Genomic DNA, 24,110 nt, shown 5'->3' on the forward strand with positions numbered 1-24,110 from the left:
GGTGGCGGGGCTGTTGAGCGTGGTCGATCTGCCCGAAGTGCGGCGCAGTTTTTATCTGCTGCGGCACAAGGAGCGCTATCGCACCAAGGCGGCGGAGGCGTTTCTGGCCCTGGTTGGCAGCGCGCAGGCAAACGGCTAGGAAGAGCCATGACCTCATCTCACTCACCCATGGATCTGGCGCTGGCTTTGGCCGAGGAGGCCGCTGCGCATGGCGAGGCGCCAGTGGGCGCGGTGGTGATGGAGGGCGATGTGGTGCTCGCCGCCGAGCGCAATCGGATGAAGGCGCTGAACGACCCCACCAGCCATGCCGAAATGCTGGCTATTCGCGTGGCTTTGGCCAAGCGGGGCAGTGGGCGGCTGGATGGTTGCGATCTCTATGTGACGCTGGAGCCCTGCGCCATGTGTGCGGGGGCGATTGCCCATGTGCGGCTGCGGCGGGTCTATTTCGCGGCCGAGGACATCAAAGCGGGAGCGGTGGAAAATGGCGTGCGGCTATTCGAGCAACCCACCTGCCACCATCACCCCGAAGTCATCGGCGGCATCGGCGCCAGCCGGTCGGAGGCGCTGTTGCGCGACTTTTTCCGGGGACTGAGAAGCGAGTAAGCCCGTCATCGCTCTAGCCCTGCGCCGTTTGGCGCGCTATTGGCAAAGCCAAGACCATTCGGAGCCCAAGCCCATGATCATCGAGCCCAAAATCCGCGGCTTCATCTGCACCACCGCGCATCCCGTCGGCTGCGCCACCAATGTTCAACGCCAGATCGACCATGTCGTGGTCAAGGGCGAGATCCCATCGGCCCGTCGCCGGGTGCTGGTGCTGGGCTGCTCGACCGGCTATGGGCTGGCTTCACGCATCGTCACGACCTTTGGCAGCGGCGCCGATACGATTGGCGTCTCGTTTGAAAAGCCGCCGGCGGAAAACAAGACTGCCAGCGCCGGCTGGTACAATAACCGCGCCTTCGAGCAGCGCGCCAAGGCCGCGGGCCGGCTGGCGCTGACCATTGAAGGCGATGCATTCTCAGACGCCATCAAGGCCGAGACGATTGAAGCGATCCGCAGCAATCTCGGCCAGGTCGATCTGATCGTTTATAGCCTGGCCTCGCCCGTGCGCACCGATCCGGCGACCGGGGAAACCTATCGCTCGGCCATCAAGCCCTTCGGCGCCGCCGTTGCCGCCAAGACGCTCAATACCGCCACCGGGGAAGTCTCCGAAGTGGTGATCGAGCCGGCGACGGACGAAGAAGCCGCCGCAACCGTCAAGGTGATGGGTGGCGAGGACTGGCAGCTGTGGATTTCGGCCCTGGCCGATGCCGGCGTGCTGGCCGATGGCTTCACCACGCTCAACTATACCTATCTGGGCAGCGAGCTGACCTGGCCGATCTACCACAAGGGCACGCTGGGCGTGGCCAAGGCCGATCTCGACCGTGCTGCCGGGGAAATCCGCGGCCGCTTTGGGGACACGAGTGCCTATGTCGTGGCGCTCAAGGCCGTGGTGACCCAGGCCAGTTCGGCCATTCCGGTGGTGCCGCTCTATGGCACATTGCTGCTCAAGGTGATGGCCGAGATGGGCCTGAACGAAGGCACGATCGAGCAGATCGACCGCCTGTTCCGCACCAAGCTGGCCGATCCGGTGATCGACGAAGCGCACCGCCTGCGTGTTGATGACTGGGAGCTGTCGCCGACCGTGCAGGCCGAAATGGTCCGCCGCTGGCCGCTGCTGTCGACCGAGACGCTGCCGGAGCTGGCGGATCTCAAGATGTATCGCGCCGAGTTCTTGAAGCTGTTCGGCTTTGGGCTGGGTGGGGTGGATTACACCGCGGATGTTGATCCGCGCGAGGTATAGGGCGGGTATCCTACCGTTCTATTCCAATCACCGGCTCTCCCTCGGGCTCGACCCGAGGCCTGCAAGGTTACGCACCATGCCCGGCGCAAGCTGTGAGGGGCCCTCGGGTCGAGCCCGAGGGAGAACGGTGGGTGGGGAGAGAGTAGTGGGAGTGTACGGGGGAGCGGGCACCCCTCAATTGCTCTCGATTACCGGCACCTTGCCCTGGATATAGGCCTCGATTTTCGTCTCCAGCATCCGCTTGAAACGCTCTTTCTCCGGCTCGGCATTGGCGACGATTTCGCGGACGCGCCAGAATTCCAGCGCGCCGAAATTGGTGACGTGGGGGCGGATATAGATGTCGGGGGGATAGGCCGCCATCATATGGGCGGTCAGCGAATGCATCATGATCTGGGCTGAGCCGAACCAGACGTCGAGCGGCTTGTGATCGGTCTTGGCAATGCCTTCGGACGGGTCGCCATTGACGTCGATGCCGATCAAAAAGTCGGTGTCGATATCGGCCTGGTCGAGAGGCAGCGGATTGACCACACCGCCATCGACCAGAATGTGGTTGGCATAGACCACGGGCCGGAACAGGCTCGGAATGGCGATCGAACCGGCGATGGCGGGGCGCAACAGGCCGGAATTGAACACGACCTGATGCCAGGACTGGAAATCGGTCGCCACCACATAAAGCGGGATCTTGAGGTCTTTGAACTCGCGCGGAAAATCGGCGGGGGTGAAGGCATCCACCACATGAGTGGCGTCGAGTTGCATCGAAATGCCGTTCTTGAGGATGCCGCTAATGCCCCGTATCTGGGTGGCCCAGAGCTTGCCGGCGATGATCTTCATCGTGCCCAGCACATTGAAGGAATGCTCGCGCAGCTCGGCACCGCTCATGCCGGCGGCCCAGCCGGCCCCGATCAGCGCGCCGATCGACGTACCCGAAATGACCGCAGGTTTGATCCCCAGCTCGTCCATCGCCTCGATATAGGGAATATGCGTCAGCCCGCGCGCCGACCCACCGCCAAGGGCTACTCCGATGCGTGGTCCGGCTGCCGTGCTCACTCTTGCCCGCTCCTTGCCATCGGGGCGAAGCCTGCCCGCCAGCGCCTTGCCCCGGATTTGCAGCGGGGTCAGCGGGCGTCGCGGCGGCATCTTCCCGGATGATAGATAGGGTAGGTGGAGCGGATTGCGAAAGAGTTCACGCCGATATGGTGGATTCCCTGGCAATTTGCCGCCAGCCGATATCCCGGCGGCAAAAGCCTTCTGGCCAAACAATCTGGTCCACGCCTGCGTAAGCACGCTGCTGCGCCTCTTTTACGGTCGAGCCCAAAGCGGTGACATTCAGCACGCGCCCGCCGGCAGCCAGTAAACGCTGGCCATCGCGGCGCGTTCCCGCATGAAAGACATGCAGGTCCGGTGTATTCAGGCCCTCGGCGTTTTTGATTTCGCTGCCCTTGCCGTAATCGCCGGGATAGCCATTGGTCGCCATGATGACGGTGAGCGCATATTGGTCTTTCCAGACCACGTCCTGCCCCGCCAGCGTACCCGTAGCAGTGGCAAACAGCAGCTCCAGCAGATCGCTCTCGAGCCGCATCATCATCACCTGCGTTTCGGGGTCGCCGAAGCGGGCATTGTATTCGACCAGCTTGGGACCGGTTTCGGTGAGCATCAGGCCGGCATAGAGCACGCCCTGATAAGGGGTGCCGCGCGCCGCGAGGCCGCGTACGGTCGGCTCGATGATGCGGGCTATGACGTCGTCATATTGCGCGCGGCTCATCACATCGGCCGGCGAATAGGCGCCCATGCCGCCGGTATTGGGGCCAGTGTCGCCATCGAATGCCCGCTTGTGATCCTGTGCGGTGGTCAGCGGCAGGATATTGGTGCCATCGCAGAGCACGAAAAGGCTGACTTCCTCGCCCTCCATGAATTCCTCGATCACCACTTCGGCGCCTGAAGCGCCGAATGCCCCGGCAAAGCAATCGATCACGGCCTCTTCGGCTTCCTCCACGCTCATGGCTACGGTGACGCCCTTGCCGGCGGCCAGGCCATCGGCCTTGATCACAATGGGCGCGCCATTTGTGTAGATATGGGCCAGCGCGGCGGCTTCGTTGTCGAAGCGGCCATAGGCGGCGGTGGGGATATCCATCTCGTCGCAAAGCGCCTTGGTGAAGCCCTTGGAGCCTTCGAGCTGGCCTGCTGCCTTGGACGGGCAGAAACAGGCAAAGCCGGCGGCGCGGATGTCATCGCCGAGGCCGGCGACGACCTGGGCATCGGGACCCACCACGACGAAGTCGATCTGGTGTTGGTGGCAGAGGGCAATCACGGCGTCATGGTCGGTGATGTCGACCGCTAGGTTTTCGGCCACTGCGTCAGTGCCGCCATTGCCCGGCGCGATGAACAGCTTGGTGAGCTTGGGCGACTGGGCGATTTTCCACGCCAGGGCATGTTCGCGCCCGCCTGAACCAATGACCAGAACCCGCATGCTTTGCCCTCCGCCGCTCTTGGCGGGGTGATGCACGAGATAGAGCGGGGAGGCAAGGGTTTTGGGTTTTTGGTACTCAATCCATCCCAATCACCGTTCTCCCTCGGACTTGATCCGAGGGAGAACGGTGGGTGTTGTGGGATTGGGGCAAGCCCCGGAACTACATCTCGGCTTCTTTGAAAATCCGGGTCAAATCGCCATTCCACTCGCCGTGGAATTTCTCGAGCCAGCGTTCGGCGGGGGATTTGGCGAGGCGGATGGTTTCTTCCAGCGGGGCCAGGTGGATGGTTTCGTCCTGGCCCTTGGCGTTGCGGCGATTGCGGCGCACAAGGCCCGCCTCGGCAATGCCGACGGCCTGGGCGGCCACATCGTAGAGGTTGGAGCGGTCATGCGGGGTATTGAGCGCCAGGCGCGGGACTTCGCGGCGCATATGCTCGCGCTCTTCGTCGGTCCAGGGCTCGATCAATTCATAAGCGGCTTCGAGCGACACATCGTCATAGAGCAGTCCGACCCAGAAGGCCGAGAGTGCGGTGACCGACTTTTCGTCGCCCATATCGGCGCCGCGCATTTCGAGGAACTGCTTGAGGCGCACTTCGGGGAAGATGGTGCCCAGATGGTAGTTCCAGTCGCGCCGTGTCGGCTTTTCGCCGGGCAGTTGCGGCAGCTTGCCCTCAAGGAAATCGCGGAAGCTCTCGCCGGCGACGTTGATGTAATGGCCATCACGGAGGACGAAATACATCGGCACATCCAGCGCATAATCGGCATATTGCTCGAAGCCGAAGCCTTCTTCGAACACGAAGGGCAGCATGCCGGTGCGGGCATTGTCGGTATTGAGCCAGATATGGCTGCGGAAGCTGAGATAGCCACTGTCCTTGCCATCGGCGAAGGGCGAATTGGCAAACAGCGCGGTGGCCACCGGCTGCAGGGCCAGCGAGACACGGAACTTCTTGACCATGTCGGCTTCGCTGGAAAAATCGAGATTGGTCTGCACCGTGGCCGAGCGGAACATCATTGATGTGCCGAGCGTGCCGACCTTGTCCATATAGGGCGCCATGATGCCATAGCGCGATTTGGGCATGACCTCGATTTCAGGCACGCTCCAGAGCGGGGTGACACCCAGGCCCAGGAAATGAATGTCGAGCGGGGCGCCGACCTCGCGGGCAACGCGCATATGTTCGGCAGTCTCGGCGGCGGTGGCATGCAGGTCCGGCTGCGGGGCACCGGACAGCTCGAACTGCCCGCCCGGCTCCAGAGAAATGCCGCCGTGAGTCTCCATATCCCAGAGGCCGATGGGATTGCCTTCGTCGAAAAAGGGCTCCCAGCCGGTGCGTTCTGCAACGCCGTCGAGCAGCGCGCGAATGCCATTGGGGCCTTCATAGGCCACCGGGCGGAGGGGATTGGTGTGGAACACGTGTTTTTCGTGCTCGGTGCCGATGCGCCATTGCTCGGCGGGCTTATTGCCCCGCGCCATGCCGTCGATGAGGTCGGCCCGCGATTCAATCAGGGGCGAATATGTGTCGGCGCCGGCCATTAAAGTCCTCTTGCGATGAGGGGGTCATTGTTGGGCGCGAACATAGCGAGGCGCAAGCCGAAAGCAATCGGCTTTTATCGCCAATCACCGATGGTCGCTTGAATCACGGCCAAAGCTGCCACCGCAGCGGTATCGGCACGCAGTATGCGGGGGCCGAGACTGACCGGAATGACGAAGTTTTGAGCGCGCAGCTTGATGCGCTCGTCGTCGGAGAAGCCTCCCTCGGGGCCGATCAATACGCCAATGGGCTGACCACGCAGCGCGGTGAGGGTCTCAAGCGGGGAGGCGGAGGCGGCGCTTTCATCGGCCAGGATCAGCTTGCGTTCGCCCTGTTCAGTCGCCCAGCCATCGACCAGACGGTCCAGCGTGATCTCGGCGGCGACCCTGGGAACGCTCAGCACTTCGCATTGCTCGGCGGCTTCGATGGCATTGGCCACCAGCTTTTCATGCTTGAGGCGGCTGACCTGGGTGAATTTGGTCAGGACGGGCTGGATGACGCCAGCGCCCATCTCGACGGCTTTTTGCACCACATAATCGAGCCGCTCGGTCTTGAGCGGAGCGAAACCATACCAGAGATCGGAGATTGGGGTCTGCGGGGCGATCTGTTCGACCAGATCAAGCGTCACCGATTTTTTGGAATCGCTGGCGAGGCGGGCCAGCCACGCCCCGTGCCGGCCATTGAACAGCACGACTTCATCGCCCACGCTTCTGCGCAAAACGGCGGCGAGATAGAGCGATTGGTCCTTGCCCAGGGTGAGTTGGGTATTGGCGGCAAGGTCGGGTTCGATGTGCAGGCGCGGCAGGGAAGCGTGGGTGCGGGGCATGGGCAGAGTGGCAATGTGCCACGACCTCGTGGTTCGACAAGCTCACCATGAGGTCTACTCTAAACGCGGCGAACGCAGTAGACCTGCAACGGAGTTAGCAACAGACCTCATCCTGAACCTTCTGAGCGTGTCGAAGGACGAAGGAGGCGGTCGTGGCACAGTGTCGAGAGCTGCGATGACCAATACTGACCAACCAAATTCCGCAACCGGCGCTGTGGCCGATGCAGAGGCCGGCAATTGGGTGGATCGCTATGCCCCCGACTGGCTCAAACCCTATGCGCGGCTGGCGCGGTGGGACCGGCCGATTCCGTTCTGGCTGCTGTTCTGGCCCTGCGGCTGGGGGTTGGGATTGGCTGCCGTGGCCAATCCGCAGCGCGGCTTTGACTGGATTGCCTGCATCCTGATGATCGTTGGGGCCCTGCTGATGCGCGGCGCCGGCTGCACGTTCAACGATATCGTGGACCGGGACATCGACATGGCGGTTGCCCGCACTCGCTCGCGCCCCATCCCCTCCGGACAGGTAAGCGCCAGAAGCGCACTGGTATTTCTGGCGGCGCAAGTGTTGTTGGGCGCCATTATCCTGTTTCAATTCAATCGCTTCACTGTCATCGCCGGGGTCGCGTCCCTCGTGATCGTGGTGATCTATCCGTTCATGAAGCGGGTTACCTGGTGGCCCCAGGCCTTTTTGGGCCTGGCCTTCTCCTATGGCGCACTATTGGGTTGGAGCAGCCAGACCGGCGGGCTTTCCGTGCCGATCCTGCTGGTCTATTTCGGCAGCATTCTTTGGGTCATCGGCTATGACACGATCTATGCGCTGCAGGATATCGAGGATGATGCGCTGATCGGGGTTAAGTCCACCGCCCGCCTGTTCGGCAGCAAAACGCAGCCCATCGTCGGTGGATTTTATGCGGCCGCCTATGTGCTGTGGCTTGCGGGGGCGACCATGGCGGGGACGGGCCTGCTGTTCGCGCTGCTCTCGCTGATCGCCGCCGGGGTGCTGGCCTGGCAGGTCTGGACGCTTGATGCCAATGAGCAAGGTAACCCTGTGGCCCGGTTCCGGAGCAACCACTATGTCGGTATCACACTGCTGCTGGCGCTGCTGGCGGAGTGGGTTTGGTAGGTTTGGGGGGGCTTCAGGGAATATGCAGTGATCCAGCGGCTCCATCGTCCCCTCGCCCCTCAGGGGAGAGGGACAGGGTGAGGGGTGCGATGCTGGTACATTGTAGAGTGTTGCAGCATCGCACCCCTCACCCGCCGGCTTCGCCGTCGACCTCTCCCCTGAGGGGCGAGGTGAGGCCCGTGCCATTTGCGATCGTTCCGACGAAGGGCACAACCTACCCCGCAACCACCGCACCCAAACGGCCAAAAAACGACAAAGGGGTTAGCCGCACCACTGGCTAACCCCTTTTGTCGTGCTTTGGAGGCAAGAAATCAGTTGGCTTCGCTCTGGCCGGGTTTGCGGCGGTTGAGGAAGCGGGGGCGGCGGTTGGCGTCGGCGGCGAGTTTGCGGCGGCCGGCCGAACTGCCCAGCATGACGCCGTCGACCTGCTGGCTATAGGGCATGTATTGGCCATCGCCCGCCTTGATGAACAGCGGCAGGCGCAGTTTCTTGCCCCAGTTCTGCCATTCGGCGACGACGTTGTGATTGCCCTGTTCTTCGAACACGCGGTAGTTCAGCTCGCTATCGGAATGGACCAGCTCGATCGAGCTCATCAGCACGCCTTCTTCGGAAATCGCGGTCGCCACGGCCACGCCGATGAATTCGGTGACGGGCACCTTGATCTTGATCGAGACGCCACTCTGTTCGAGCATTCTGCGAACGGTGACGGTTTTGACCGGATCCTTGGGACCATTGTCATTGGCGGCCACGAAGCGGCGATCTGCTATTGCCGGCTTGCCGAACGCCAGAACGACCGATGAACCTTCCATCGCCACGCCATGAACCATTTTTGTTCCGCCTTATACCTGTCAACTTCAAGAGCTGTTTTTTGCGCTCTCTTTTATGACCCCACCTTAGCGCGTCCCCTTACCTGCCTCCTTAATCGGTTCGGTTAAGTTTATCTTGTTTTCCGAGAGGGTTAGCAGGACCTGACTCGGTATAGGGAGCGATTAACCGATTGCGGAACGGGGTTGTTAACCAGCCCGATTTGGGCGCCCGGACCGCCAATTATGCCGCCGCGCTAAGCACTTATCCCGGGCGCTCGAAGCAATGTGTTCGCACTGGCCTTGTTCAAAACCGGCGGCCAGCCTAAAAGCGCGGGGAAAATGACCCTTGCTCCCAGCATTTATAGCGACGATCTCGAATTGCTCCGCTCTTCGGCGGTGGCCGCAGGTATTATTGCCAGCGGCTTTTTTCGTCGCGATGTAAAGAGCTGGACCAAGGACCATGATTCCCCGGTCACCGAGGCCGATATATTGGTCGACCGCTATCTGGCCGCGTCCTTGCTGGCCGCGCGGCCCCATTATGGTTGGCTCAGCGAAGAAACCGCTGACAATCCATCGCGGCTCGAATGCGAGCGGGTTTTCGTGGTTGATCCCATCGATGGCACGCGCGGCTTCCTGCGCGGAGAGGATAGCTGGACGGTGTCGCTGGCGGTGGTCGAGAACGGCGTGCCGGTGGCTGGGGTGGTTTATGCTCCTGTGCGCGACGAAATGTATGATGCCCTTAAAGGCGGCGGGGCGCGGCTCAATGGCAAGCCGATTGCACGCAGCCGCCGGGCTGGCGCGCCGCCGTTGATCCCGGCGCCAGGCGCAGTGCATCAGGAAATGCAATCGTCGGGCCTGCATTATTCCCGCGGGCCGATGTATCCCTCGCTGGCCTACCGGCTGGTGCAGGTGGCGACCGGCAAGCTCGATGCGGCCGTGTCGCGGCGGGGCAGCCAGGATTGGGATATTGCGGCCGCTGCATTGATCCTTGACGAAGCCGGTATCGGCTTTGCCGATGTGTGCACGGGGTTCCCACAATTTAACAAGCGAGATACGCGCCACGGAGCGCTTGCGGCGCTTGGCGACATGAGCCTAAAACCGCTCGTGCATGCGGCACTGATCAAGGTTTATGGCTGTCCGGCCGAAACCGAGGTGCCGCAGGAAACGACACTGACCTGACGGAGCGCCAAATGGCCGAAACACAAGAATCCAAGCAACTTCTGCACCTCGTTATCGGCGGCGAACTGTCCAGCATCGAGGACGTGACCTTCGCCGATCTCGACAAGGTCGACATCGTCGGCGTCTACCCCAATTATGCTGCAGCCTTTGCGGTGTGGCGGCAGAAGGCGCAGCAGACTGTCGATAGCGCCCAGACCCGGTATTTCATTGTGCATCTGCACCGGCTGCTCGATCCGGAGACGGATAAGAAGTAGGGGGCAAGAAGGGTGTGGTTTGCGCCATGCCCATTCCCCCACAGTGTCATTCCCGCGAAAGCGGGAACCTCCGTTTAGCGAAACAGGGGTTCCCGCTTTCGCGGGAATGACACTGTGGGTGTGACGCGTGCAGAGCTTTCCTCGTGTCGGTGAGGGGGCCTACTGCTCCATCAGCCGATCCAGCACGGCGTGGATTGCGCCAGGCCCGCCAATGCGCTCGCGGCCGATATTGGCCAGCCGCCGGCGTTCGCTGTCGTCTTCCAGCAAATGGCGCAGGGCCGCGCCGATGGCTGCCGGTTCCGGCGGCACGACCGTGCGGGCCTCCCCGAACAGCATCTGCTCATCGGTGAAGCGCGAGCGCCGGTCGCGGGGATTGACCACGGTTATGGCGGGCTTGCCCAGCCCCAGCGCCTGTACCGTTGCGGTGCCCGCTTGCGACAGCACGAGATCCGACGCCGCCAGAAGATTGCCCATGGCGCCGCCGCGGGCCATGTGAATGGTGAGGTCCCCATCCGACAGCTCGCCCATGTCGTCCGGTTCAGCGCTCAGCATCGAGGTGCGGTGCAGCCCGGTCTTTTTGGCGAGGTCATCGACATTGATGCTACCGGCGACGGCGAGGAAAATATCGGGCCGCAATTCGGGCGGCAGGGCGCGCAGGCCATCGACCTGCAGCGCAAAGCTCTCGGCCGTCAGCGCGCGGCTGCCCGGTAACAGCGTGACCGCATTTGGCCTGGTACGGCGGGAGCGGGCGTCGTAATCCCCGCTCGGAATGGTATCCATCATGATATTGCCGGCACAGCGGGCATCGACCCCGATATGCTCCAGCGTGCGGGCCAGATTGTCACTGCGGCAGAACACGGTCGCACAAGCCCGCTTGATGGCCCAGCGCTCGGGGCCGGAGTAAAGCCGGGCGGCGCCGGTTTTGTAGACATCGAGATAGATCAGGTCGCGATGGCCGGTGCCCAGGCACGCCAAGACCCCGACCATATCCCCGACCACGACGACGCGATCATATTTGCCGCGCATCTTGCGCAGGAAGGAGAGGGCGGGGGGCACGGTGCGCAAGCCGCCAGAGGCAAGGTCCCGCCGCAGTGAGCCCTTCACATTGCGCCAGCCCTCCGAAGCGAGACTAGCCCGTGGCCCGACAATGCGGCACACATTGGCATAGGCATTGCCTGCCCCGATCATCGGATAGGCTTCCGCTTCGATCCAATCAGGCAGACGCGCAATTGTGGCGGCGGAGATCCAATCCTCGCCGTGCCCATTGGAAATAAATAGATATCTGAGGCGGACTGACGCTTCCGCCACGATCAGGCTCCGTTGCCGTACCGCTCGAACGCCGCATGGGCGCTGGCCGCATCGGCATAGGCCTCCTGCCGGTCGACGTTCCAATAGGTCAATTCGTCGATGGGAATGGGCTTGCCGGAAATGGCGCAGCGCACAAAACTGCCGGGCTTGAGAACCACATAGTCTCCATCGAGATAGCGGATCACCGCTTCTGAGGGCACAAAGCCCTTGTCGAAAATGTTCATGGCCGATTTCCTGACAGTCTGTCTCTGGATATAGCGATCAAATTGCCGGCTCAAAAGAGGCTTTCCTGCGTACCACCATCCGATGGCGGACGCGGTTTCTTTTTGATGACCGGGCTGCCCGCTATTGTAGCCCCCACCGCACCGTCGGCAAACTCGATCGCCACCGCATCGCCGGGCGACAGCGCCGCCCTGTCCTGCACCAGATTGCCAGCCTCGTCCTTGATGACGGCATAGCCACGCGCCAGCACGCTTTTATAGCTGAGCGAGAGCAGGAGTTTGGACGATTGGCTGAGGGCGGAGCGGCGGCCGGCCATGGCCTGGTTGACGCTGGTGAGCAGATTTGCTGCCAACGGCGTCAATTGGCTGCGCGAATGGCGCAATTCGGCCCGCAGGGCATTGGGCGAGAGCTTGGGGCCGATGGCCTCGAGCAAGGCGCGCTTGCGTTCCACGAGGCGCAGCGCGGCATTGGCCAGCCGTTCGGCGCGGGGATCGTGGGTCAGCCGGGCACGTTCCACGGTTTTGCGCAGGCCCGCATCGCCGCGCAGGGCGAGATTACCCAGCCGCTCGGCCATTTCGAGTTGGCGGCGCGCCAGCAATTGCGGCACCAGCCGCGGCTCGATGCGCGAAAGTTGCACGCGCTGGGCCTGCACCGAATGGCGCAAGGCCGCGCCCAGATTGCTCGCCGCATGATCGAGGCGTTGGCGTTGGGTGGCGACGAGATCCGCCGGGCGGGGAAGCCCGGCCGTCGCCGCCCGCAACCGGTCGCGGGCGCTCAGCGTCAGCCGCCGCGCGGCCTGCCGCTGGCGGCCGCCCAGATCGTCGACATAGCCGATCAGCTCGGCCCGCACCGGCACGGTCGCCTCGGCGGCGGCGGTGGGGGTGGGCGCGCGCATATCCGAGGCGTAGTCGATCAGTGTCGTATCGGTTTCGTGGCCCACGGCCGAAATGATCGGAATGGCGCTGGCTGCAACCGCACGCACCACGGCTTCTTCGTTGAAGCCCCACAGGTCTTCGATAGAGCCGCCGCCGCGCGCCACAATCAGGATATCGGGGCGGGGAATGGGGCCATTGGGCAGCAGCGCATTGAAGCCCTCGATCGCATTGACCACTTCGGGCGCGCAGGTGTCGCCCTGTACGCGCACGGGCCAGACCAGCACATGGCTGGGGAAGCGGTCATTGAGGCGATGCAGGATATCCCGGATCACCGCGCCGGTGGGCGAAGTGACGACGCCGATGATGCGCGGCAGATAGGGTAGGTCGCGCTTGCGCTCGCGCGCGAAGAGCCCTTCGGCGAGGAGCTTCTTGCGGCGCTCTTCGAGCAGCGCCATCAGGGCGCCAGCGCCGGCCGGCTCGATATTGTCGATGACGATCTGGTATTTCGAGGAGCGCGGGAAGGTGGTCAGCCGGCCGGTGGCGATCACTTCGAGCCCTTCCTCGGGCTTGAAGGTCAGCTTGGCATAATTGCCCTTCCACACCACCGCGTCGATCGAGGCATTCTCGTCCTTGAGCGTGAAATAGGCATGGCCCGAGGAGTGCTGCCCGCGATAGCCGGAGATTTCCCCGCGCACCCGCACATGCCCGAATTCATCCTCAACCGTGCGTTTGACCGCCTGGGCGATCTCGGAAACGGTAAATTCGGCAGCATTGGTGAGGGCATCGGACATGCCACTCTGGTGCGGCAATTGGCGGAGGAGGTCAAGGGTCGCGTCATTTGGCGCGATGCTCTCCACATCCACAATTCTCCCTCGGGCTTGACCCGAGGGTCGCTCGCCGCTTGTGCCGGGTTGGGAGGGGCCCTCGGGTCAAGCCCGAGGGAGAATTGTGGGGAGGAGGGATATGGACCTGATAGGCCGTTGGATATGCGGCTACTCAGCCGCCTCGGCATGGGCGGGGGCGGGCTCCAGATTGCCCATGGACTGTACGATGTGGTTGGCCAGGGCGTCGTAGATGCCGCCATAGGCGTGGCTGGCGCGCATCAGGGCGATTTCGGCGTCGGCCAGGCGTGGCAGGCCCATATCTTCGCTGATCACGCGCATGCCCGGCTGCATGGCACTTTCCGGCAGGAAGCCCACGGCCAGGTCCGACAGCACCGCACTCGAAATGGCGGTGGCATTGGAGGAGGTATAGGCGACGCGATAATCGGTACCGTCGCGGTTCAATGCCTCCATGGCGCTTTTGCGCCAGATGCAGCCCGGCGAGCCGCAGGCAATGGCCAGGGGTTCGCTGGCCAGGGCCCGCCCACCATGGCTGGCCACCCAGTACATTTTCTCGGTGCGGAACAGTTCGCCGTAATTCTGCTCGGTGCCCTGGGTGAAGACGATGATGTCATATCGCCCCGATCGCATGCCCGAGAGCAAATCTTCGGACGCCATGCAGGCCACATCCACCGCAATCTTGGGATGGGTGCGCTGGAAGCTGGAGAGGATGACGGGCAAGAGGCGTACGGCGTAATCGTCCGGCACGCCGAAGCGGATCTGACCGGCCAGGTCCCCATCGGAGAAATGGTCGAGAATTTCGGCATTGGTGCGCAACATGCGCCGCGCCCGTGCATAGAGCGCTTCGCCCTGACTGGTCAAAGCGACCGTGCGGCCGTCGCGCGTCAGAAGCGGCTGGCCCAGCCGCTCCTCGAGGCGCTTGATCTGCATGGATACGGCCGACTGGGTCTTGTTCACCCGGCGGGCCGCCTCGGTGAAACTGCCGCAATCGGCAATGGCGCAGAAGCTCTGCAATTGGTCCAGATCGAGAGGGGCGGTCATTCCGATACCTCATCACTCAAATTGATAGATCGGATGAAATCTATTTGTTAGACGAATGGAAGTCCAGTGCGCTATTACATCACTATCGACGCGAAACGACACCGCGCCAGCCTCGCCGGCCTCCCTTCGGCAAAACCACATCTTGGAGACTTTTCATGGCTCTCTCGCTTTCCGGCGAGCGGTCAGTCGCGGCCGCCACGCCCTTTCGTCCCTTTGCCGCATTCATGCGCTGGATCGCCAAGGCGCAGGCAGCCCGAACCCGCCGGACCGCGCTGGCGAGCCTGCTTGAGCTGGACCATGCCCGGCTCAATGACCTGGGCATTACCCGCCAGGATGTTGTTGATGCCATGCACAAGCGCGGTCCGGCAGCAGGCCTGGCGCTCAATACGGCGCGCGCCAGCAACGCCCGGCGCTAGGATCGCGTAAAACCTGTTGCCATGTTTCGGACCAAATCTGAGCGGCAACAAGGAGATGGGGGTATGGGGTTCTGATTCCGTTTGAACCCGCGGTCCCCTGAAATTGCCTTTGCGCCGGCTACCCATGCGGCCGGCGCTATTCTGTTGGTACGGTCATTTCCTTTGGAGTGCGCGTGCCATCTCCCGGGCCGGTTTTGCCACCGGTCCCGTTTCCTGATGACTTGCCGGACAGTGCCGTGGCACTTGTCCGGCTTTTTTGTTTTAGGGATTGATCAGCCGAATTTGACGCCGATTTCGGTCGCGGTCTTCCAGGCGGTGGTGCAAGCATGCTTGCGGCCGTCGTCCATGACGAGTTCGAACGTGTCGGGAATGCCGATAATACTGGTGACCTTAAGCCGCGCGCCGGTTTCGGAAAGATTGCGCACGGTGCACTGAAAGGTCGAGAAACCGTCATTGATGACGATCTTGCCGCCCTTGAGCACACGCTGGCGCGGGGCGGCACGCTGTTCTTCGGTCATTCAAAACTCCAGATCAGGGGAGCTGGGCAAATCCGTCTTTGAAGCCGTTGAGCGACACCGGAATGCCGATGCCTTCCTCGGGGGTCTTGAACACCACGAAAATGGCGTCCTTGCCATTGGATAGCGTCTCGATCAGGCTGTCGTCCAGCACCACTTCGGCAACACAGCCATTGGGCAGGCAGCGCACGAAGGCAACGCGGCCCATATCCTTGCCATCGACATTAAGGCCCAGCCCATTGGGCAGCAGCACGCCGAGCGGGGCCAGGACACGCAGCAGGCGCGCTTCGCGGTCGGCGGTGCGCAGCACGATGACGGAGAGGCCCACATTGGGCTGATCTTCGGCCATCACATTCTGGATGATCGCGCATTGCTCAAAGCTGGCGCCTGGCGGGGTATCGCAGCTCATCTGCCAATCGCCATACTGAGCCTTGACCACACCCTGGCCCATGGAACTGCCCGCCGCGCCGGCAAGGGCGAGCAGGGCAAGGCCGCCAACGGCCAGACGCTTCAAATTCGGCTTCACTCTGTCACTTCTCCTGAACGAATCGGGCGTCCGCGTGAGGTTGTTCCTGTTTCCAACAGGGGAGGGTGCAAGTCAACCAAAGCCCGGATTCATTGGGAATATGGCTGCAAAACTGCGGCAAGGGTGAGGCGTTCTTGCGCTGAGGGGGAACATTATGACGCAGCGAGCGGCTCAATCGGGCCAATAGACTCCGTCATTCTGATGTGATTTAGGTCTGCGCAGAGTTTTTGCGCTCCGAGGTTGAGTCGGGGCGGCGTAGCTATGCCGCTGTTTTTTACCCCTCAATTCTTGGCGCGTGCGCACCAACGGCAGTCGATTAGGGGGTTAAGTGGTGACCGGACAGTTCTTCAAAGGGATGGGAGCCGTGTCGGCCGCCGCCATGGCGCTGATGCCTGCCCTTGCCGTTGCCCAGGAGGCAACGGGCGAAGCGGGTTTTGCGGCGGGACACCCTCTGCCCGGCCAGTACCATCTGCAGCGGTCGGTGACCCCGATCATGGATTCCATCACCGCGTTCCACGATGGCATCCTGATGTGGACGATCAGCCTGATCGTACTCTTCGTGCTGGCGCTGCTGATCGTCATTGTCGTCAGGTTCAACGCCAAGGCCAATCCGACCCCGGCCCGCTTCACCCACAATACGCTGGTCGAAGTGGTGTGGACCGTGCTGCCCATCGTGGTGCTGATCGTCATCGCCATTCCCTCGTTCGGCGTGCTCAGCGATCAGCTGACGACACCCGATGGCGAGCGCAAATATCTGGGTTCCAACATTTTCTCGTTCGGCGAAGTCGACGTGCCGGCGCCCGAATTGACCATCAAGGCCACCGGCCAGCAATGGTATTGGGATTATGAATATGTCGATCAGGGTCTCGCGCTGACCTCGCTGATGCTGAAAGAAGATGGCGACGATGGCCGTCTGGCGCTGAAGCCGAACCAGCCGCGCCTGCTGGCTGTGGACAATGAACTGGTCGTTCCGGTCGATACCACCGTACGCATGCAGATCACGGCCGATCCGACCGGCGTGATCCACGCTTTCGCGGTGCCCTCCTTCGGCATCAAGATCGACGCCGTGCCGGGGCGCCTGAACGAAACCTGGTTCAATGCGCGCGAAACCGGTGTCTATTACGGCCAGTGTTCCGAGCTGTGCGGCAAGGACCATGCGTTCATGCCCATCGCGGTGCGCGTCGTGACCAAGGAAGAGTTTGCGGCCTTTATCGCGGCCTTCGAGGGCGGCGATTATGCTGCCGCCAATGCGACGCTCGCGGCGCTCCAGTAAGGCTTAGGGGACACTAGCAAAAATGGCCGATACAGCTCACCTCGAAGCCCACGCCACGGGACACGACCACGCCCATGATGCGCACCAGCCGACCGGCTGGCGCCGCTGGGTCTACTCCACCAATCACAAAGACATTGGTGTGATGTACCTGATCTTCTCGATCGTCGCCGGCATTGTCGGCGGCCTGCTTTCGGGCGTCATGCGCCTCGAACTGCAGGAGCCAGGCATCCAGATTTTCCATGGCCTTGCCGCCATGACCTATGGCGTGGATGGCGATGCCGCCCTCGATGCCGGCAAGCACATGTATAATGTGTTCACTACCGCCCATGCGCTGATCATGGTGTTCTTCGTGGTGATGCCCGCGACCTTCGGCGGCTTCGGCAATTATTTTGCCCCGCTGATGATCGGCGCGCCCGATACCGCTTTCCCTCGCATCAACAATATTGCTTTCTGGCTACTGCCGCCCTCGTTCATCCTGCTGCTGATGAGCCTGTTCTTTGAAGGCGCTGGCGCTGGTGCCCTGGGCTTTGGCGGCGGCTGGACCATCTATCCCCCGCTTTCGACTTCCGGCCACCCCGGCCCGGCGCTCGACTTTGCGATCCTGGCGCTGCACGTCTCGGGTATTTCCTCGATCCTTGGCGCGATCAACCTGATCACCACCATCTTCAACATGCGCGCTCCGGGCATGACGCTGCACAAGATGCCGCTCTTTGCCTGGTCGATCCTGGTGACCGCCTTCCTGCTGCTGCTGGCCCTGCCGGTACTGGCCGGCGCCATCACCATGTTGCTGACCGACCGCAATTTCGGCACCGCCTTCTTTGCGCCCGATCAAGGCGGCGATCCGGTGCTGTTCCAGCATCTGTTCTGGTTCTTCGGTCACCCCGAAGTGTACATCATGATCCTGCCGGGGTTCGGGGTGGTCAGCCACATCGTCTCCACCTTCAGCCGCAAGCCGATCTTCGGCTACATGGCCATGGCCTATGCCATGGTGGCCATCGGCTTCGTGGGGTTCGTGGTGTGGGCGCACCATATGTACACCACCGGCCTCAGCCTGGATGTGCAGCGCTATTTCGTGGCTGCCACCATGGTCATCGCGGTGCCTACGGGCGTCAAGATCTTCTCCTGGATCGCCACCATGTGGGGCGGCTCCATCACCTTCCGCACGCCCATGCTCTGGGCCATCGGCTTCATCTTCCTGTTCACCGTTGGTGGTGTGACGGGCGTGGTGCTGGCCAATGCCGGTGCGGACCGTGCGCTGCACGACACCTATTATGTGGTTGCCCACTTCCACTATGTGCTGTCGCTGGGCGCCGTGTTCTCGATCTTTGCGGCCTGGTACTATTGGTACCCGAAGATGTTCGGCTGGATGTATAGCGAGAAGCTCGCCAATGCGCATTTCTGGGTTATGTTCATCGGCGTGAACCTGATCTTCTTCCCGCAGCACTTCCTGGGTCTTGCGGGCATGCCGCGCCGCTATATCGACTATCCCGATGCCTTCGGTTTCTTCAACCGCATCTCGTCTGTCGGCTATTACATCACCTTCGTGGCCATGCTGATCTTCTTCTACGCCATGTGGGAAGCCGCCCGGAAGAAGCGTCCGGCTGGTGACAATCCCTGGGGCGATGGTGCAACGACCCTGGAATGGACGCTGAGCTCGCCTCCGCCCTTCCACCAGTTCACCACCCTGCCCAGGATCGACTCGACTAACGCGCATTAGTCAGCGCGGCGAACCACCGGGCCGCGCAAGCGCGGCCCAATCCCGGATAAAGGCAGAGCCAGTGGCTTATATTCATGACAATCGGAAGGTGCCTGCAATGACAGGTGAAGCGCGCGTGGAGGACTACCTCGCGCTGCTGAAGCCGAACGTCATGCAATTGGTCGTCTTCACCGCCATTGTCGGCCTTGTGGTTGCCCCCGGCGGCATCAATCCGGTAATCGGCGTCATCGCCATCATCTGCATTGCCATCGGGGCCGGCGCCTCGGGCGCGCTCAATATGTGGTACGATGCCGATATCGACGCCATCATGAGCCGCACCGCCAATCGTCCGATCCCCGCCGGCCGCATCACCGGGGGCGAGGCGCTGGTCTTTGGCCTCGTGCTGTCGGTGTTTTCGGTGGCGCTGCTGGGCCTGGCGACCAATTGGGTCGCGGCGGGGCTTTTGGCTTTCACCATCTTCTTCTACGCCGTCATCTATACGATGTGGCTCAAGCGCTCGACGCCGCAGAATATCGTCATCGGCGGCGCGGCGGGCGCCTTCCCGCCCATGGTGGGCTGGGCCGCCGTCACCGGCACCATCTCGATGGAAAGCGTTGCGCTGTTCCTGATCATTTTCCTGTGGACCCCACCGCATTTCTGGGCCTTGGCGCTCTACAAGCAGAGCGACTATGGCGCTGCCGGCGTCCCCATGATGCCCAATGTGGCGGGCGAAGCCTCGACCAAATTCCAGATCCTGGCCTATACGGCGCTACTCGCGGTCTCCTCGCTCCTGCCCAGCTGGCTTGGCTTTGCCGGCATTATCTACTCCGTCGTGGCTGTGATCACCGGGGCCTCGTTCCTGTTCCTTGCCTGGCGCCTCTATCGCGCCAATGAGGATGTGCCGATGCGCAAAGCGGCACGCGTCGTCTTCAACTATTCGCTGAGCTATCTGTTCGTTCTGTTCTTTGCCCTGCTGGCCGACAACCTGCTCGCGCGTTTTGGAATGTTTTCCTGATGTCTGCCCCCGACGAAATCCACCAGGTCGTTATCCTGCCGCCCGAAATCGAGGCTGCGCGCGCCAAGGTGCGCCGCCGCCGCTCGATCGCGCTGGGATTGGGACTGGCGCTGTTTGCGCTGACCTTCTACCTGCTGACCATCATCAAGATGGGTCCGGCCCTGTTTGACCGGGCGCTGTGATGGCCGACCTGTCCCATTCCACCTTTGCCGATGCCGCGCGCCGCAACAAGCGCATCGGCATGCTGTGCCTGGGCCTGGTCGCCGGCATGGTTGGGCTCGCCTATGCCTCGGTGCCGCTCTACGCCATGTTCTGCTCGATCACCGGTTTTGGCGGCACGCCCGGCAAGGCCGAGAGCAATCCCAAGGGCGTCATCGCGCGCGAAATGTCGGTGCGGTTCGATTCCAACGTGTCCTCGGAACTCAATTGGACCGTCAAGCCGGCCGCCTCCGTCACCGACCGGATCGGGGCTGTCGATACCGTCAATTATGTGGCGACCAATCATTCCGACAAGCCGGTCACCGGCATGGCGATTTTCAACGTCTCGCCGGAACGGGCGGGCGTCTATTTCAACAAGATCGAATGCTTCTGCTTCACCGAGCAGACGCTGCAGCCCGGCGAGACCGTGGACATGCCGATCGTGTTCTTCGTCGATCCCGAGCTTGACGACAATTCTGAGCTCGACACCATCAAAGAGATCACCCTCTCTTATACCTTCTACGCTTCAGATAACGGGGGAAGCTGAACCATGTCGGCAATAGCCAAGAATCACGACTACCATATGGTCGAACCCTCGCCATGGCCCTTCGTCATGTCGGTGGGGGTACTCGTACTCGCCATTGGCGCAATCTCCTGGATGCACCAGTGGACCCCGTGGATATTCTTCATCGGCTTGGCCGTCGTGCTCTACACCATGTATGCCTGGTGGGCCGACGTGGTGAAGGAAGCCAATAACGGCGTCGACCACACCCCCGTGGTCCAGATGCACCATCGCTATGGCATGATGCTGTTCATTGCCTCCGAAGTGATGCTGTTCGTCGCATTCTTCTGGGCCTATTTCGATGGTTTCTTCCGCTTTGACGACGTCGAGCAATATGCCCGCGTCACGGCAACTGGCGGCCATTGGCCACCGGCCGGCGTTGAGCTGTTCGATGCCTTCCACCTGCCGCTTTTCAACACGCTGATCCTGCTGACCTCGGGCACGACCGTCACCTGGGCACACCATGCCCTGCTTGAAGGCGATCGCAAGGGCCTGCGTTGGGGCCTCATGCTCACCATTGCGCTTGGCCTGCTGTTCACCTGCGTGCAGGTGATCGAATATTCCGAGGCAGCCTTTGCTTTTGGCGGCGATGGCGCCACCATGTATGGCGCAACCTTCTTCATGGCGACGGGCCTGCATGGTTTCCACGTCGCCATCGGTACCATTTTCCTCATCGTGTGCTGGCTCCGCGCCGAGCGCGGCGACTTCACGCCCGAGCGTCACCTGGGCTTTGAATTCGCCGCCTGGTACTGGCACTTCGTGGACGTGGTCTGGCTGTTCCTATTCGCCTCGATCTATGTCTGGGGCTCGTGGGGCGTGGCGATCAACCACTAACAGAGCCGATCAGAAATTTAGGGGGGCGCGGTCTTATGGGCCGCGCCCCAATTTCTTCCGGGGACCATCATGACCCAAGTTTCGCCCTTCAAGGCTGGCCTGCTCTGCCGCTGCCCGCGCTGCGGGGAGGGCAAATTGTTCAAGGGCTATCTCAAGCTCGCCCCGAGCTGCACGGCCTGCGGCCTCGACCTTGCCTTTGCCGATAGCGGCGATGGCCCGGCCATTTTCGTGATCTTCCTCGTCGCGCCGCTGATCATCGCGCTGGCCATCGTGGTGGGCGCTCTTTTCAATCCGCCGCCCTATGTCCACCTGATCCTGTGGATACCGGCCACGCTGATCCTCTCGCTGGCGCTGTTGCCTCCGTTCAAGGCGACAATGGTTGCCCTGCAATACCGCCACGACGCCCATGAGGGCCACCAATGAGCACGCCGGCGCCAACCCGCTTGGGGCCGGTAATGACCTGGGCTTTCGCCGTGCTGATGCTGGCCCTGGCTGGCGTCTGCGTCTGGCTCGGCACCTGGCAGATGCAGCGCCTGGCCGAAAAGGAAGCGCTCATCGCCGCCGTCGACCAGCGGCTGACTGCGGCGCCGGTTCCCGTGCCAGATGCCCAGGACTGGGGCGATCTCGATCTTGAAGCGCTGAATTTCCAGCCCGTCTCGTTGACCGGCGCCTTCCGCTACAACCAGACGGTCACCGTCTTCACCAGCCTTGCCAATGCCCGTGGCTCCGCCTCCGGCCCCGGATATTGGGTGGTGACCCCCTTCGTGCTGGACAATGGCGGCACGGTTTTTGTCAATCGCGGATTCGTGCCCGAGGCGTTTCAGGAAGCAGCCGTCACCGATCCCGAAGGCGAAACCGGGCAGGTGACCATTACCGGCCTGTTCCGCCCCGGCGAAAAAGCCGGTTTCATGACGCCTGAGGCCAATACCTCGGACCGTATCGAATGGGTGCGCGATCCGGAGCGGCTGGCCAAGCTGGTCGATCCGGCATTGGCCCCTTTCGCGCCCTTCTATGTCGATCTGCCCGCCGGCGCGCCGGGGCAATTGCCGCAGGGGGGTGAGACCACGGTGGAGTTTCCCAACAACCATCTGGGCTATGCCTATACCTGGTACGGCTTTGCGATCGTTGCGGTGGTCATGCTGGGGTTTTGGTTGTGGCGGCAGCGGCAAGCACCAAAACCTCCTGAGACCTCATGGTGAGCCTGTCGAACCACGAGGTCGGGCGAGTGGAGGCATGTGTGCCACGCCCTCGTCCTTCGACAAGCTCAGGATGAGGTCTACTGGGACACCCCTCCATCAAACTTGCGGTTCAGGCCTCGTTTGACTAGGTTGCAACAATTCTAAAAAGGGCCTTCCCCTTCGATGCAGTTTGTTTCTACGCGCGGCCAGGCGCCGGCGCTCGGTTTCTCCGATGCAGTTCTGGCCGGTCTTGCCGCTGATGGCGGGCTCTATGTGCCGCAAAGCTGGCCCCAGCTCAGCGCCGCCGATATCGCCTCCTATGCCGGCAAGCCCTATGCCGATGTGGCGTTCGACATCATCAATCGTTTCGTTGATGGCGAAATCGCGCCCGCCAAGCTCAAAGCCATCATCGACGAGGCCTATGCCAGCTTCCGTCATCCATCTGTGACCCCGCTGGTGGAACTGGAGCCCAATCACTTCGTGCTCGAACTGTTCCACGGCCCCACGCTGGCGTTCAAGGACGTGGCTATGCAGTTCCTCAGCCGCATCATGGACCATATCCTGGCCGAACGCGGCCTGCGCGCCACCATTGTCGGCGCTACGTCGGGCGATACCGGCTCGGCCGCGATCGAAGCCTTCCGCGGCCGCGACACGACGGACATTTTCATCCTGCATCCGCTCGGCCGCACCTCCCCGGTGCAGCGCCTGCAGATGACCACGGTACGCGATGCCAATGTGCACAACATCGCGCTCGAAGGCACGTTCGACGATTGCCAGAACCTGGTCAAAGCCATGTTCAACAATCACCGCTTCCGCGACTCGGTGCGCCTGTCGGGCGTCAACTCCATCAATTGGGGCCGCATCGTCGCGCAGATCGTCTATTACGTGACGGCCGCCGTGTCGCTGGGCAGCCCCCGCCGCAAGGTCAGCTTCACCGTGCCGACCGGCAATTTCGGCGATATCTTTGCCGGCTATTGCGCCAAGGCCATGGGTCTGCCGATCGAGCGGCTGATCATTGCCACCAATGCCAATGATATCCTGCGCCGCACCATGGACACCGGCCGCTATGAGATGGAGGGCGTGTCGCCCACCATCAGCCCATCCATGGATATCCAGATCTCGTCCAATTTCGAGCGCCTGCTGTTCGAAGCGGCCGGGCGCGATGCGACTTCGGTTGTGCGCATGATGGATAGCCTCAAGCAATCGGGCGGCTTTGCCCTGCCCGAGACCGCACTGGCAAATATCCGCCGCGACTTTGCCGCCGGCACTACCGGCGAGGCGGAGACGCGCGCGACGATCGCCGCGACCCTCAAGAGTTCGGATTACCTGCTCGATCCCCATACCGCCGTCGGCGTGCATGTGGCCCGCGCGCAGGCCTGGTCGGCGACCCCTATGGTTACGCTGGCTACGGCCCATCCCGCTAAATTCCCCGCTGCCGTCAAGGATGCCTCGGGGATCGAACCGGCTTTGCCGGCCTGGCTGGGCGATCTTTATGGCCGCGAGGAGCGGCTGACCGTGCTTGCCAATGACCAGTCACTGGTCGAAGACTTCATCGCGGCGCGTACGCGCGCTGCCTAGGACGACTTTG

General features: G+C 62.3%; 26 protein-coding genes. 15 read left to right on the forward strand and 11 right to left on the reverse strand.

Going from position 1 to position 24,110, the window contains the following annotated elements; all coding sequences use genetic code 11:
* Positions 1 to 147: 147 nt before the first annotated feature.
* Complete coding sequence (locus FF80_RS10960; RefSeq protein WP_035100251.1) at positions 148 to 603, forward strand: nucleoside deaminase; 456 nt, start codon at positions 148 to 150, stop codon at positions 601 to 603.
* Between the two features lie 73 nt (positions 604 to 676).
* On the forward strand, positions 677 to 1,840 hold the full coding sequence (fabV, locus tag FF80_RS10965; RefSeq protein ID WP_035100253.1) for an enoyl-ACP reductase FabV: 1,164 nt from the start codon (positions 677 to 679) through the stop codon (positions 1,838 to 1,840).
* Between the two features lie 174 nt (positions 1,841 to 2,014).
* On the opposite strand, the gene FF80_RS10970 is transcribed toward fabV, so the two are convergent.
* The 4 genes from FF80_RS10970 to FF80_RS10985 all read right to left on the reverse strand — a co-directional run bounded on the left by FF80_RS10970 (position 2,015) and on the right by FF80_RS10985 (position 6,662).
* Positions 2,015 to 2,887 carry a patatin-like phospholipase family protein gene (locus tag FF80_RS10970; RefSeq protein WP_035100339.1) on the reverse strand — a complete coding sequence of 291 codons (873 nt, stop codon included), beginning with the start codon at positions 2,885 to 2,887 and terminating at the stop codon, positions 2,015 to 2,017.
* A 136-nt stretch (positions 2,888 to 3,023) separates the two neighbouring features.
* Positions 3,024 to 4,307: a phosphoribosylamine--glycine ligase gene (gene purD, locus FF80_RS10975; RefSeq protein WP_035100255.1), complete on the reverse strand. Its 1,284-nt coding sequence runs from the start codon at positions 4,305 to 4,307 to the stop codon at positions 3,024 to 3,026.
* A gap of 160 nt (positions 4,308 to 4,467) precedes the next feature.
* Entirely contained in the window at positions 4,468 to 5,838 is a 1,371-nt protein-coding gene (locus FF80_RS10980; protein ID WP_035100257.1) for a glutamate--cysteine ligase, read from the reverse strand.
* A 74-nt stretch (positions 5,839 to 5,912) separates the two neighbouring features.
* Positions 5,913 to 6,662, reverse strand: a complete 750-nt coding sequence (locus FF80_RS10985) for a 16S rRNA (uracil(1498)-N(3))-methyltransferase (protein WP_035100258.1) — start codon at positions 6,660 to 6,662, stop codon at positions 5,913 to 5,915.
* A 175-nt stretch (positions 6,663 to 6,837) separates the two neighbouring features.
* On the opposite strand from FF80_RS10985, the gene ubiA reads away from it, so the two are divergent.
* Positions 6,838 to 7,782 (forward strand): 4-hydroxybenzoate octaprenyltransferase, encoded by a 945-nt coding sequence (gene ubiA, locus FF80_RS10990; RefSeq protein WP_035100259.1) that lies wholly within the window; start codon positions 6,838 to 6,840, stop codon positions 7,780 to 7,782.
* Positions 7,783 to 8,093: 311 nt separating this feature from the next.
* Here ubiA and FF80_RS10995 read toward each other — a convergent pair whose 3' ends face one another.
* Positions 8,094 to 8,609 carry a DUF6101 family protein gene (locus tag FF80_RS10995; protein WP_035100260.1) on the reverse strand — a complete coding sequence of 172 codons (516 nt, stop codon included), beginning with the start codon at positions 8,607 to 8,609 and terminating at the stop codon, positions 8,094 to 8,096.
* 318 nt (positions 8,610 to 8,927) lie between these two features.
* Between FF80_RS10995 and FF80_RS11000 the strand changes: the two genes are divergently transcribed.
* Both FF80_RS11000 and FF80_RS11005 read left to right on the forward strand, forming a co-directional pair.
* Positions 8,928 to 9,767 (forward strand): 3'(2'),5'-bisphosphate nucleotidase CysQ, encoded by an 840-nt coding sequence (locus FF80_RS11000; RefSeq protein ID WP_081917390.1) that lies wholly within the window; start codon positions 8,928 to 8,930, stop codon positions 9,765 to 9,767.
* A gap of 11 nt (positions 9,768 to 9,778) precedes the next feature.
* Entirely contained in the window at positions 9,779 to 10,021 is a 243-nt protein-coding gene (locus FF80_RS11005; protein WP_035100261.1) for a DUF4170 domain-containing protein, read from the forward strand.
* Positions 10,022 to 10,180: 159 nt separating this feature from the next.
* On the opposite strand, the gene FF80_RS11010 is transcribed toward FF80_RS11005, so the two are convergent.
* The 4 genes from FF80_RS11010 to FF80_RS11025 form a co-directional block, all read right to left on the reverse strand.
* Positions 10,181 to 11,329 carry a glycosyltransferase gene (locus tag FF80_RS11010; RefSeq protein WP_035100262.1) on the reverse strand — a complete coding sequence of 383 codons (1,149 nt, stop codon included), beginning with the start codon at positions 11,327 to 11,329 and terminating at the stop codon, positions 10,181 to 10,183.
* Positions 11,330 to 11,331: 2 nt separating this feature from the next.
* On the reverse strand, positions 11,332 to 11,553 hold the full coding sequence (locus FF80_RS11015; protein ID WP_035100264.1) for a DUF2093 domain-containing protein: 222 nt from the start codon (positions 11,551 to 11,553) through the stop codon (positions 11,332 to 11,334).
* Positions 11,554 to 11,603: 50 nt separating this feature from the next.
* A complete protein-coding gene (gene xseA, locus FF80_RS11020) occupies positions 11,604 to 13,217 on the reverse strand; it encodes an exodeoxyribonuclease VII large subunit (protein WP_035100341.1) in 1,614 nt (537 codons plus the stop codon).
* Between the two features lie 201 nt (positions 13,218 to 13,418).
* Positions 13,419 to 14,309 carry a LysR family transcriptional regulator gene (locus FF80_RS11025; RefSeq protein ID WP_035100265.1) on the reverse strand — a complete coding sequence of 297 codons (891 nt, stop codon included), beginning with the start codon at positions 14,307 to 14,309 and terminating at the stop codon, positions 13,419 to 13,421.
* Positions 14,310 to 14,464: 155 nt separating this feature from the next.
* On the opposite strand from FF80_RS11025, the gene FF80_RS11030 reads away from it, so the two are divergent.
* Positions 14,465 to 14,725 carry a hypothetical protein gene (locus FF80_RS11030; RefSeq protein WP_035100267.1) on the forward strand — a complete coding sequence of 87 codons (261 nt, stop codon included), beginning with the start codon at positions 14,465 to 14,467 and terminating at the stop codon, positions 14,723 to 14,725.
* A gap of 272 nt (positions 14,726 to 14,997) precedes the next feature.
* Here the strand turns inward: FF80_RS11030 and FF80_RS11035 are convergent, their stop codons facing one another.
* Together FF80_RS11035 and FF80_RS11040 are read right to left on the reverse strand one after the other, a co-directional pair.
* Positions 14,998 to 15,243: a PilZ domain-containing protein gene (locus FF80_RS11035; RefSeq protein ID WP_035100269.1), complete on the reverse strand. Its 246-nt coding sequence runs from the start codon at positions 15,241 to 15,243 to the stop codon at positions 14,998 to 15,000.
* Positions 15,244 to 15,256: 13 nt separating this feature from the next.
* Entirely contained in the window at positions 15,257 to 15,766 is a 510-nt protein-coding gene (locus tag FF80_RS11040) for an invasion associated locus B family protein (protein WP_052153421.1), read from the reverse strand.
* Positions 15,767 to 16,154: 388 nt separating this feature from the next.
* Between FF80_RS11040 and coxB the strand changes: the two genes are divergently transcribed.
* The 9 genes from coxB to thrC all read left to right on the forward strand — a co-directional run bounded on the left by coxB (position 16,155) and on the right by thrC (position 24,100).
* Positions 16,155 to 17,039, forward strand: a complete 885-nt coding sequence (gene coxB / locus FF80_RS11045) for a cytochrome c oxidase subunit II (RefSeq protein ID WP_035100344.1) — start codon at positions 16,155 to 16,157, stop codon at positions 17,037 to 17,039.
* Between the two features lie 22 nt (positions 17,040 to 17,061).
* Positions 17,062 to 18,756: a cytochrome c oxidase subunit I gene (ctaD, locus tag FF80_RS11050; RefSeq protein WP_035100271.1), complete on the forward strand. Its 1,695-nt coding sequence runs from the start codon at positions 17,062 to 17,064 to the stop codon at positions 18,754 to 18,756.
* A 97-nt stretch (positions 18,757 to 18,853) separates the two neighbouring features.
* Positions 18,854 to 19,750 (forward strand): heme o synthase, encoded by an 897-nt coding sequence (locus tag FF80_RS11055; RefSeq protein ID WP_035100273.1) that lies wholly within the window; start codon positions 18,854 to 18,856, stop codon positions 19,748 to 19,750.
* Entirely contained in the window at positions 19,750 to 19,932 is a 183-nt protein-coding gene (locus FF80_RS11060) for a hypothetical protein (protein WP_035100275.1), read from the forward strand. Before FF80_RS11055 ends, FF80_RS11060 begins: the two co-directional genes overlap by 1 nt.
* A complete protein-coding gene (locus FF80_RS11065; RefSeq protein WP_035100277.1) occupies positions 19,932 to 20,495 on the forward strand; it encodes a cytochrome c oxidase assembly protein in 564 nt (187 codons plus the stop codon). The genes FF80_RS11060 and FF80_RS11065 overlap by 1 nt, the downstream gene beginning before the upstream one ends.
* 3 nt (positions 20,496 to 20,498) lie before the next feature.
* Positions 20,499 to 21,344 (forward strand): cytochrome c oxidase subunit 3, encoded by an 846-nt coding sequence (locus FF80_RS11070; protein WP_035100278.1) that lies wholly within the window; start codon positions 20,499 to 20,501, stop codon positions 21,342 to 21,344.
* Between the two features lie 69 nt (positions 21,345 to 21,413).
* Positions 21,414 to 21,767 carry a DUF983 domain-containing protein gene (locus tag FF80_RS11075; protein ID WP_035100281.1) on the forward strand — a complete coding sequence of 118 codons (354 nt, stop codon included), beginning with the start codon at positions 21,414 to 21,416 and terminating at the stop codon, positions 21,765 to 21,767.
* A 32-nt stretch (positions 21,768 to 21,799) separates the two neighbouring features.
* Positions 21,800 to 22,543 carry an SURF1 family protein gene (locus FF80_RS11080; protein WP_160172826.1) on the forward strand — a complete coding sequence of 248 codons (744 nt, stop codon included), beginning with the start codon at positions 21,800 to 21,802 and terminating at the stop codon, positions 22,541 to 22,543.
* Positions 22,544 to 22,705: 162 nt separating this feature from the next.
* The gene (gene thrC / locus FF80_RS11085; RefSeq protein ID WP_035100283.1) at positions 22,706 to 24,100 is read left to right on the forward strand and encodes a threonine synthase; all 1,395 of its coding nucleotides are present in this window, start codon (positions 22,706 to 22,708) and stop codon (positions 24,098 to 24,100) included.
* Positions 24,101 to 24,110 lie beyond the last annotated feature (10 nt).

Source organism: Devosia sp. LC5, from assembly GCF_000735585.1.
Lineage (GTDB): Bacteria > Pseudomonadota > Alphaproteobacteria > Rhizobiales > Devosiaceae > Devosia.

Coding starts and splice junctions, on each gene's coding strand:
- FF80_RS10960 (WP_035100251.1), top strand. CDS start 148: ATGACCTCATCTCACTCACCCATGGATCTGGCGCTGGCTTTGGCCGAG.
- fabV (WP_035100253.1), top strand. CDS start 677: ATGATCATCGAGCCCAAAATCCGCGGCTTCATCTGCACCACCGCGCAT.
- purD (WP_035100255.1), bottom strand. CDS start 4,307: ATGCGGGTTCTGGTCATTGGTTCAGGCGGGCGCGAACATGCCCTGGCG.
- FF80_RS10980 (WP_035100257.1), bottom strand. CDS start 5,838: ATGGCCGGCGCCGACACATATTCGCCCCTGATTGAATCGCGGGCCGAC.
- FF80_RS10985 (WP_035100258.1), bottom strand. CDS start 6,662: ATGCCCCGCACCCACGCTTCCCTGCCGCGCCTGCACATCGAACCCGAC.
- ubiA (WP_035100259.1), top strand. CDS start 6,838: ATGACCAATACTGACCAACCAAATTCCGCAACCGGCGCTGTGGCCGAT.
- FF80_RS10995 (WP_035100260.1), bottom strand. CDS start 8,609: ATGGTTCATGGCGTGGCGATGGAAGGTTCATCGGTCGTTCTGGCGTTC.
- FF80_RS11000 (WP_081917390.1), top strand. CDS start 8,928: ATGACCCTTGCTCCCAGCATTTATAGCGACGATCTCGAATTGCTCCGC.
- FF80_RS11005 (WP_035100261.1), top strand. CDS start 9,779: ATGGCCGAAACACAAGAATCCAAGCAACTTCTGCACCTCGTTATCGGC.
- FF80_RS11015 (WP_035100264.1), bottom strand. CDS start 11,553: ATGAACATTTTCGACAAGGGCTTTGTGCCCTCAGAAGCGGTGATCCGC.
- xseA (WP_035100341.1), bottom strand. CDS start 13,217: ATGTCCGATGCCCTCACCAATGCTGCCGAATTTACCGTTTCCGAGATC.
- FF80_RS11025 (WP_035100265.1), bottom strand. CDS start 14,309: ATGACCGCCCCTCTCGATCTGGACCAATTGCAGAGCTTCTGCGCCATT.
- FF80_RS11030 (WP_035100267.1), top strand. CDS start 14,465: ATGGCTCTCTCGCTTTCCGGCGAGCGGTCAGTCGCGGCCGCCACGCCC.
- FF80_RS11035 (WP_035100269.1), bottom strand. CDS start 15,243: ATGACCGAAGAACAGCGTGCCGCCCCGCGCCAGCGTGTGCTCAAGGGC.
- coxB (WP_035100344.1), top strand. CDS start 16,155: ATGCCTGCCCTTGCCGTTGCCCAGGAGGCAACGGGCGAAGCGGGTTTT.
- ctaD (WP_035100271.1), top strand. CDS start 17,062: ATGGCCGATACAGCTCACCTCGAAGCCCACGCCACGGGACACGACCAC.
- FF80_RS11055 (WP_035100273.1), top strand. CDS start 18,854: ATGACAGGTGAAGCGCGCGTGGAGGACTACCTCGCGCTGCTGAAGCCG.
- FF80_RS11060 (WP_035100275.1), top strand. CDS start 19,750: ATGTCTGCCCCCGACGAAATCCACCAGGTCGTTATCCTGCCGCCCGAA.
- FF80_RS11065 (WP_035100277.1), top strand. CDS start 19,932: ATGGCCGACCTGTCCCATTCCACCTTTGCCGATGCCGCGCGCCGCAAC.
- FF80_RS11070 (WP_035100278.1), top strand. CDS start 20,499: ATGTCGGCAATAGCCAAGAATCACGACTACCATATGGTCGAACCCTCG.
- FF80_RS11075 (WP_035100281.1), top strand. CDS start 21,414: ATGACCCAAGTTTCGCCCTTCAAGGCTGGCCTGCTCTGCCGCTGCCCG.
- FF80_RS11080 (WP_160172826.1), top strand. CDS start 21,800: ATGACCTGGGCTTTCGCCGTGCTGATGCTGGCCCTGGCTGGCGTCTGC.
- thrC (WP_035100283.1), top strand. CDS start 22,706: ATGCAGTTTGTTTCTACGCGCGGCCAGGCGCCGGCGCTCGGTTTCTCC.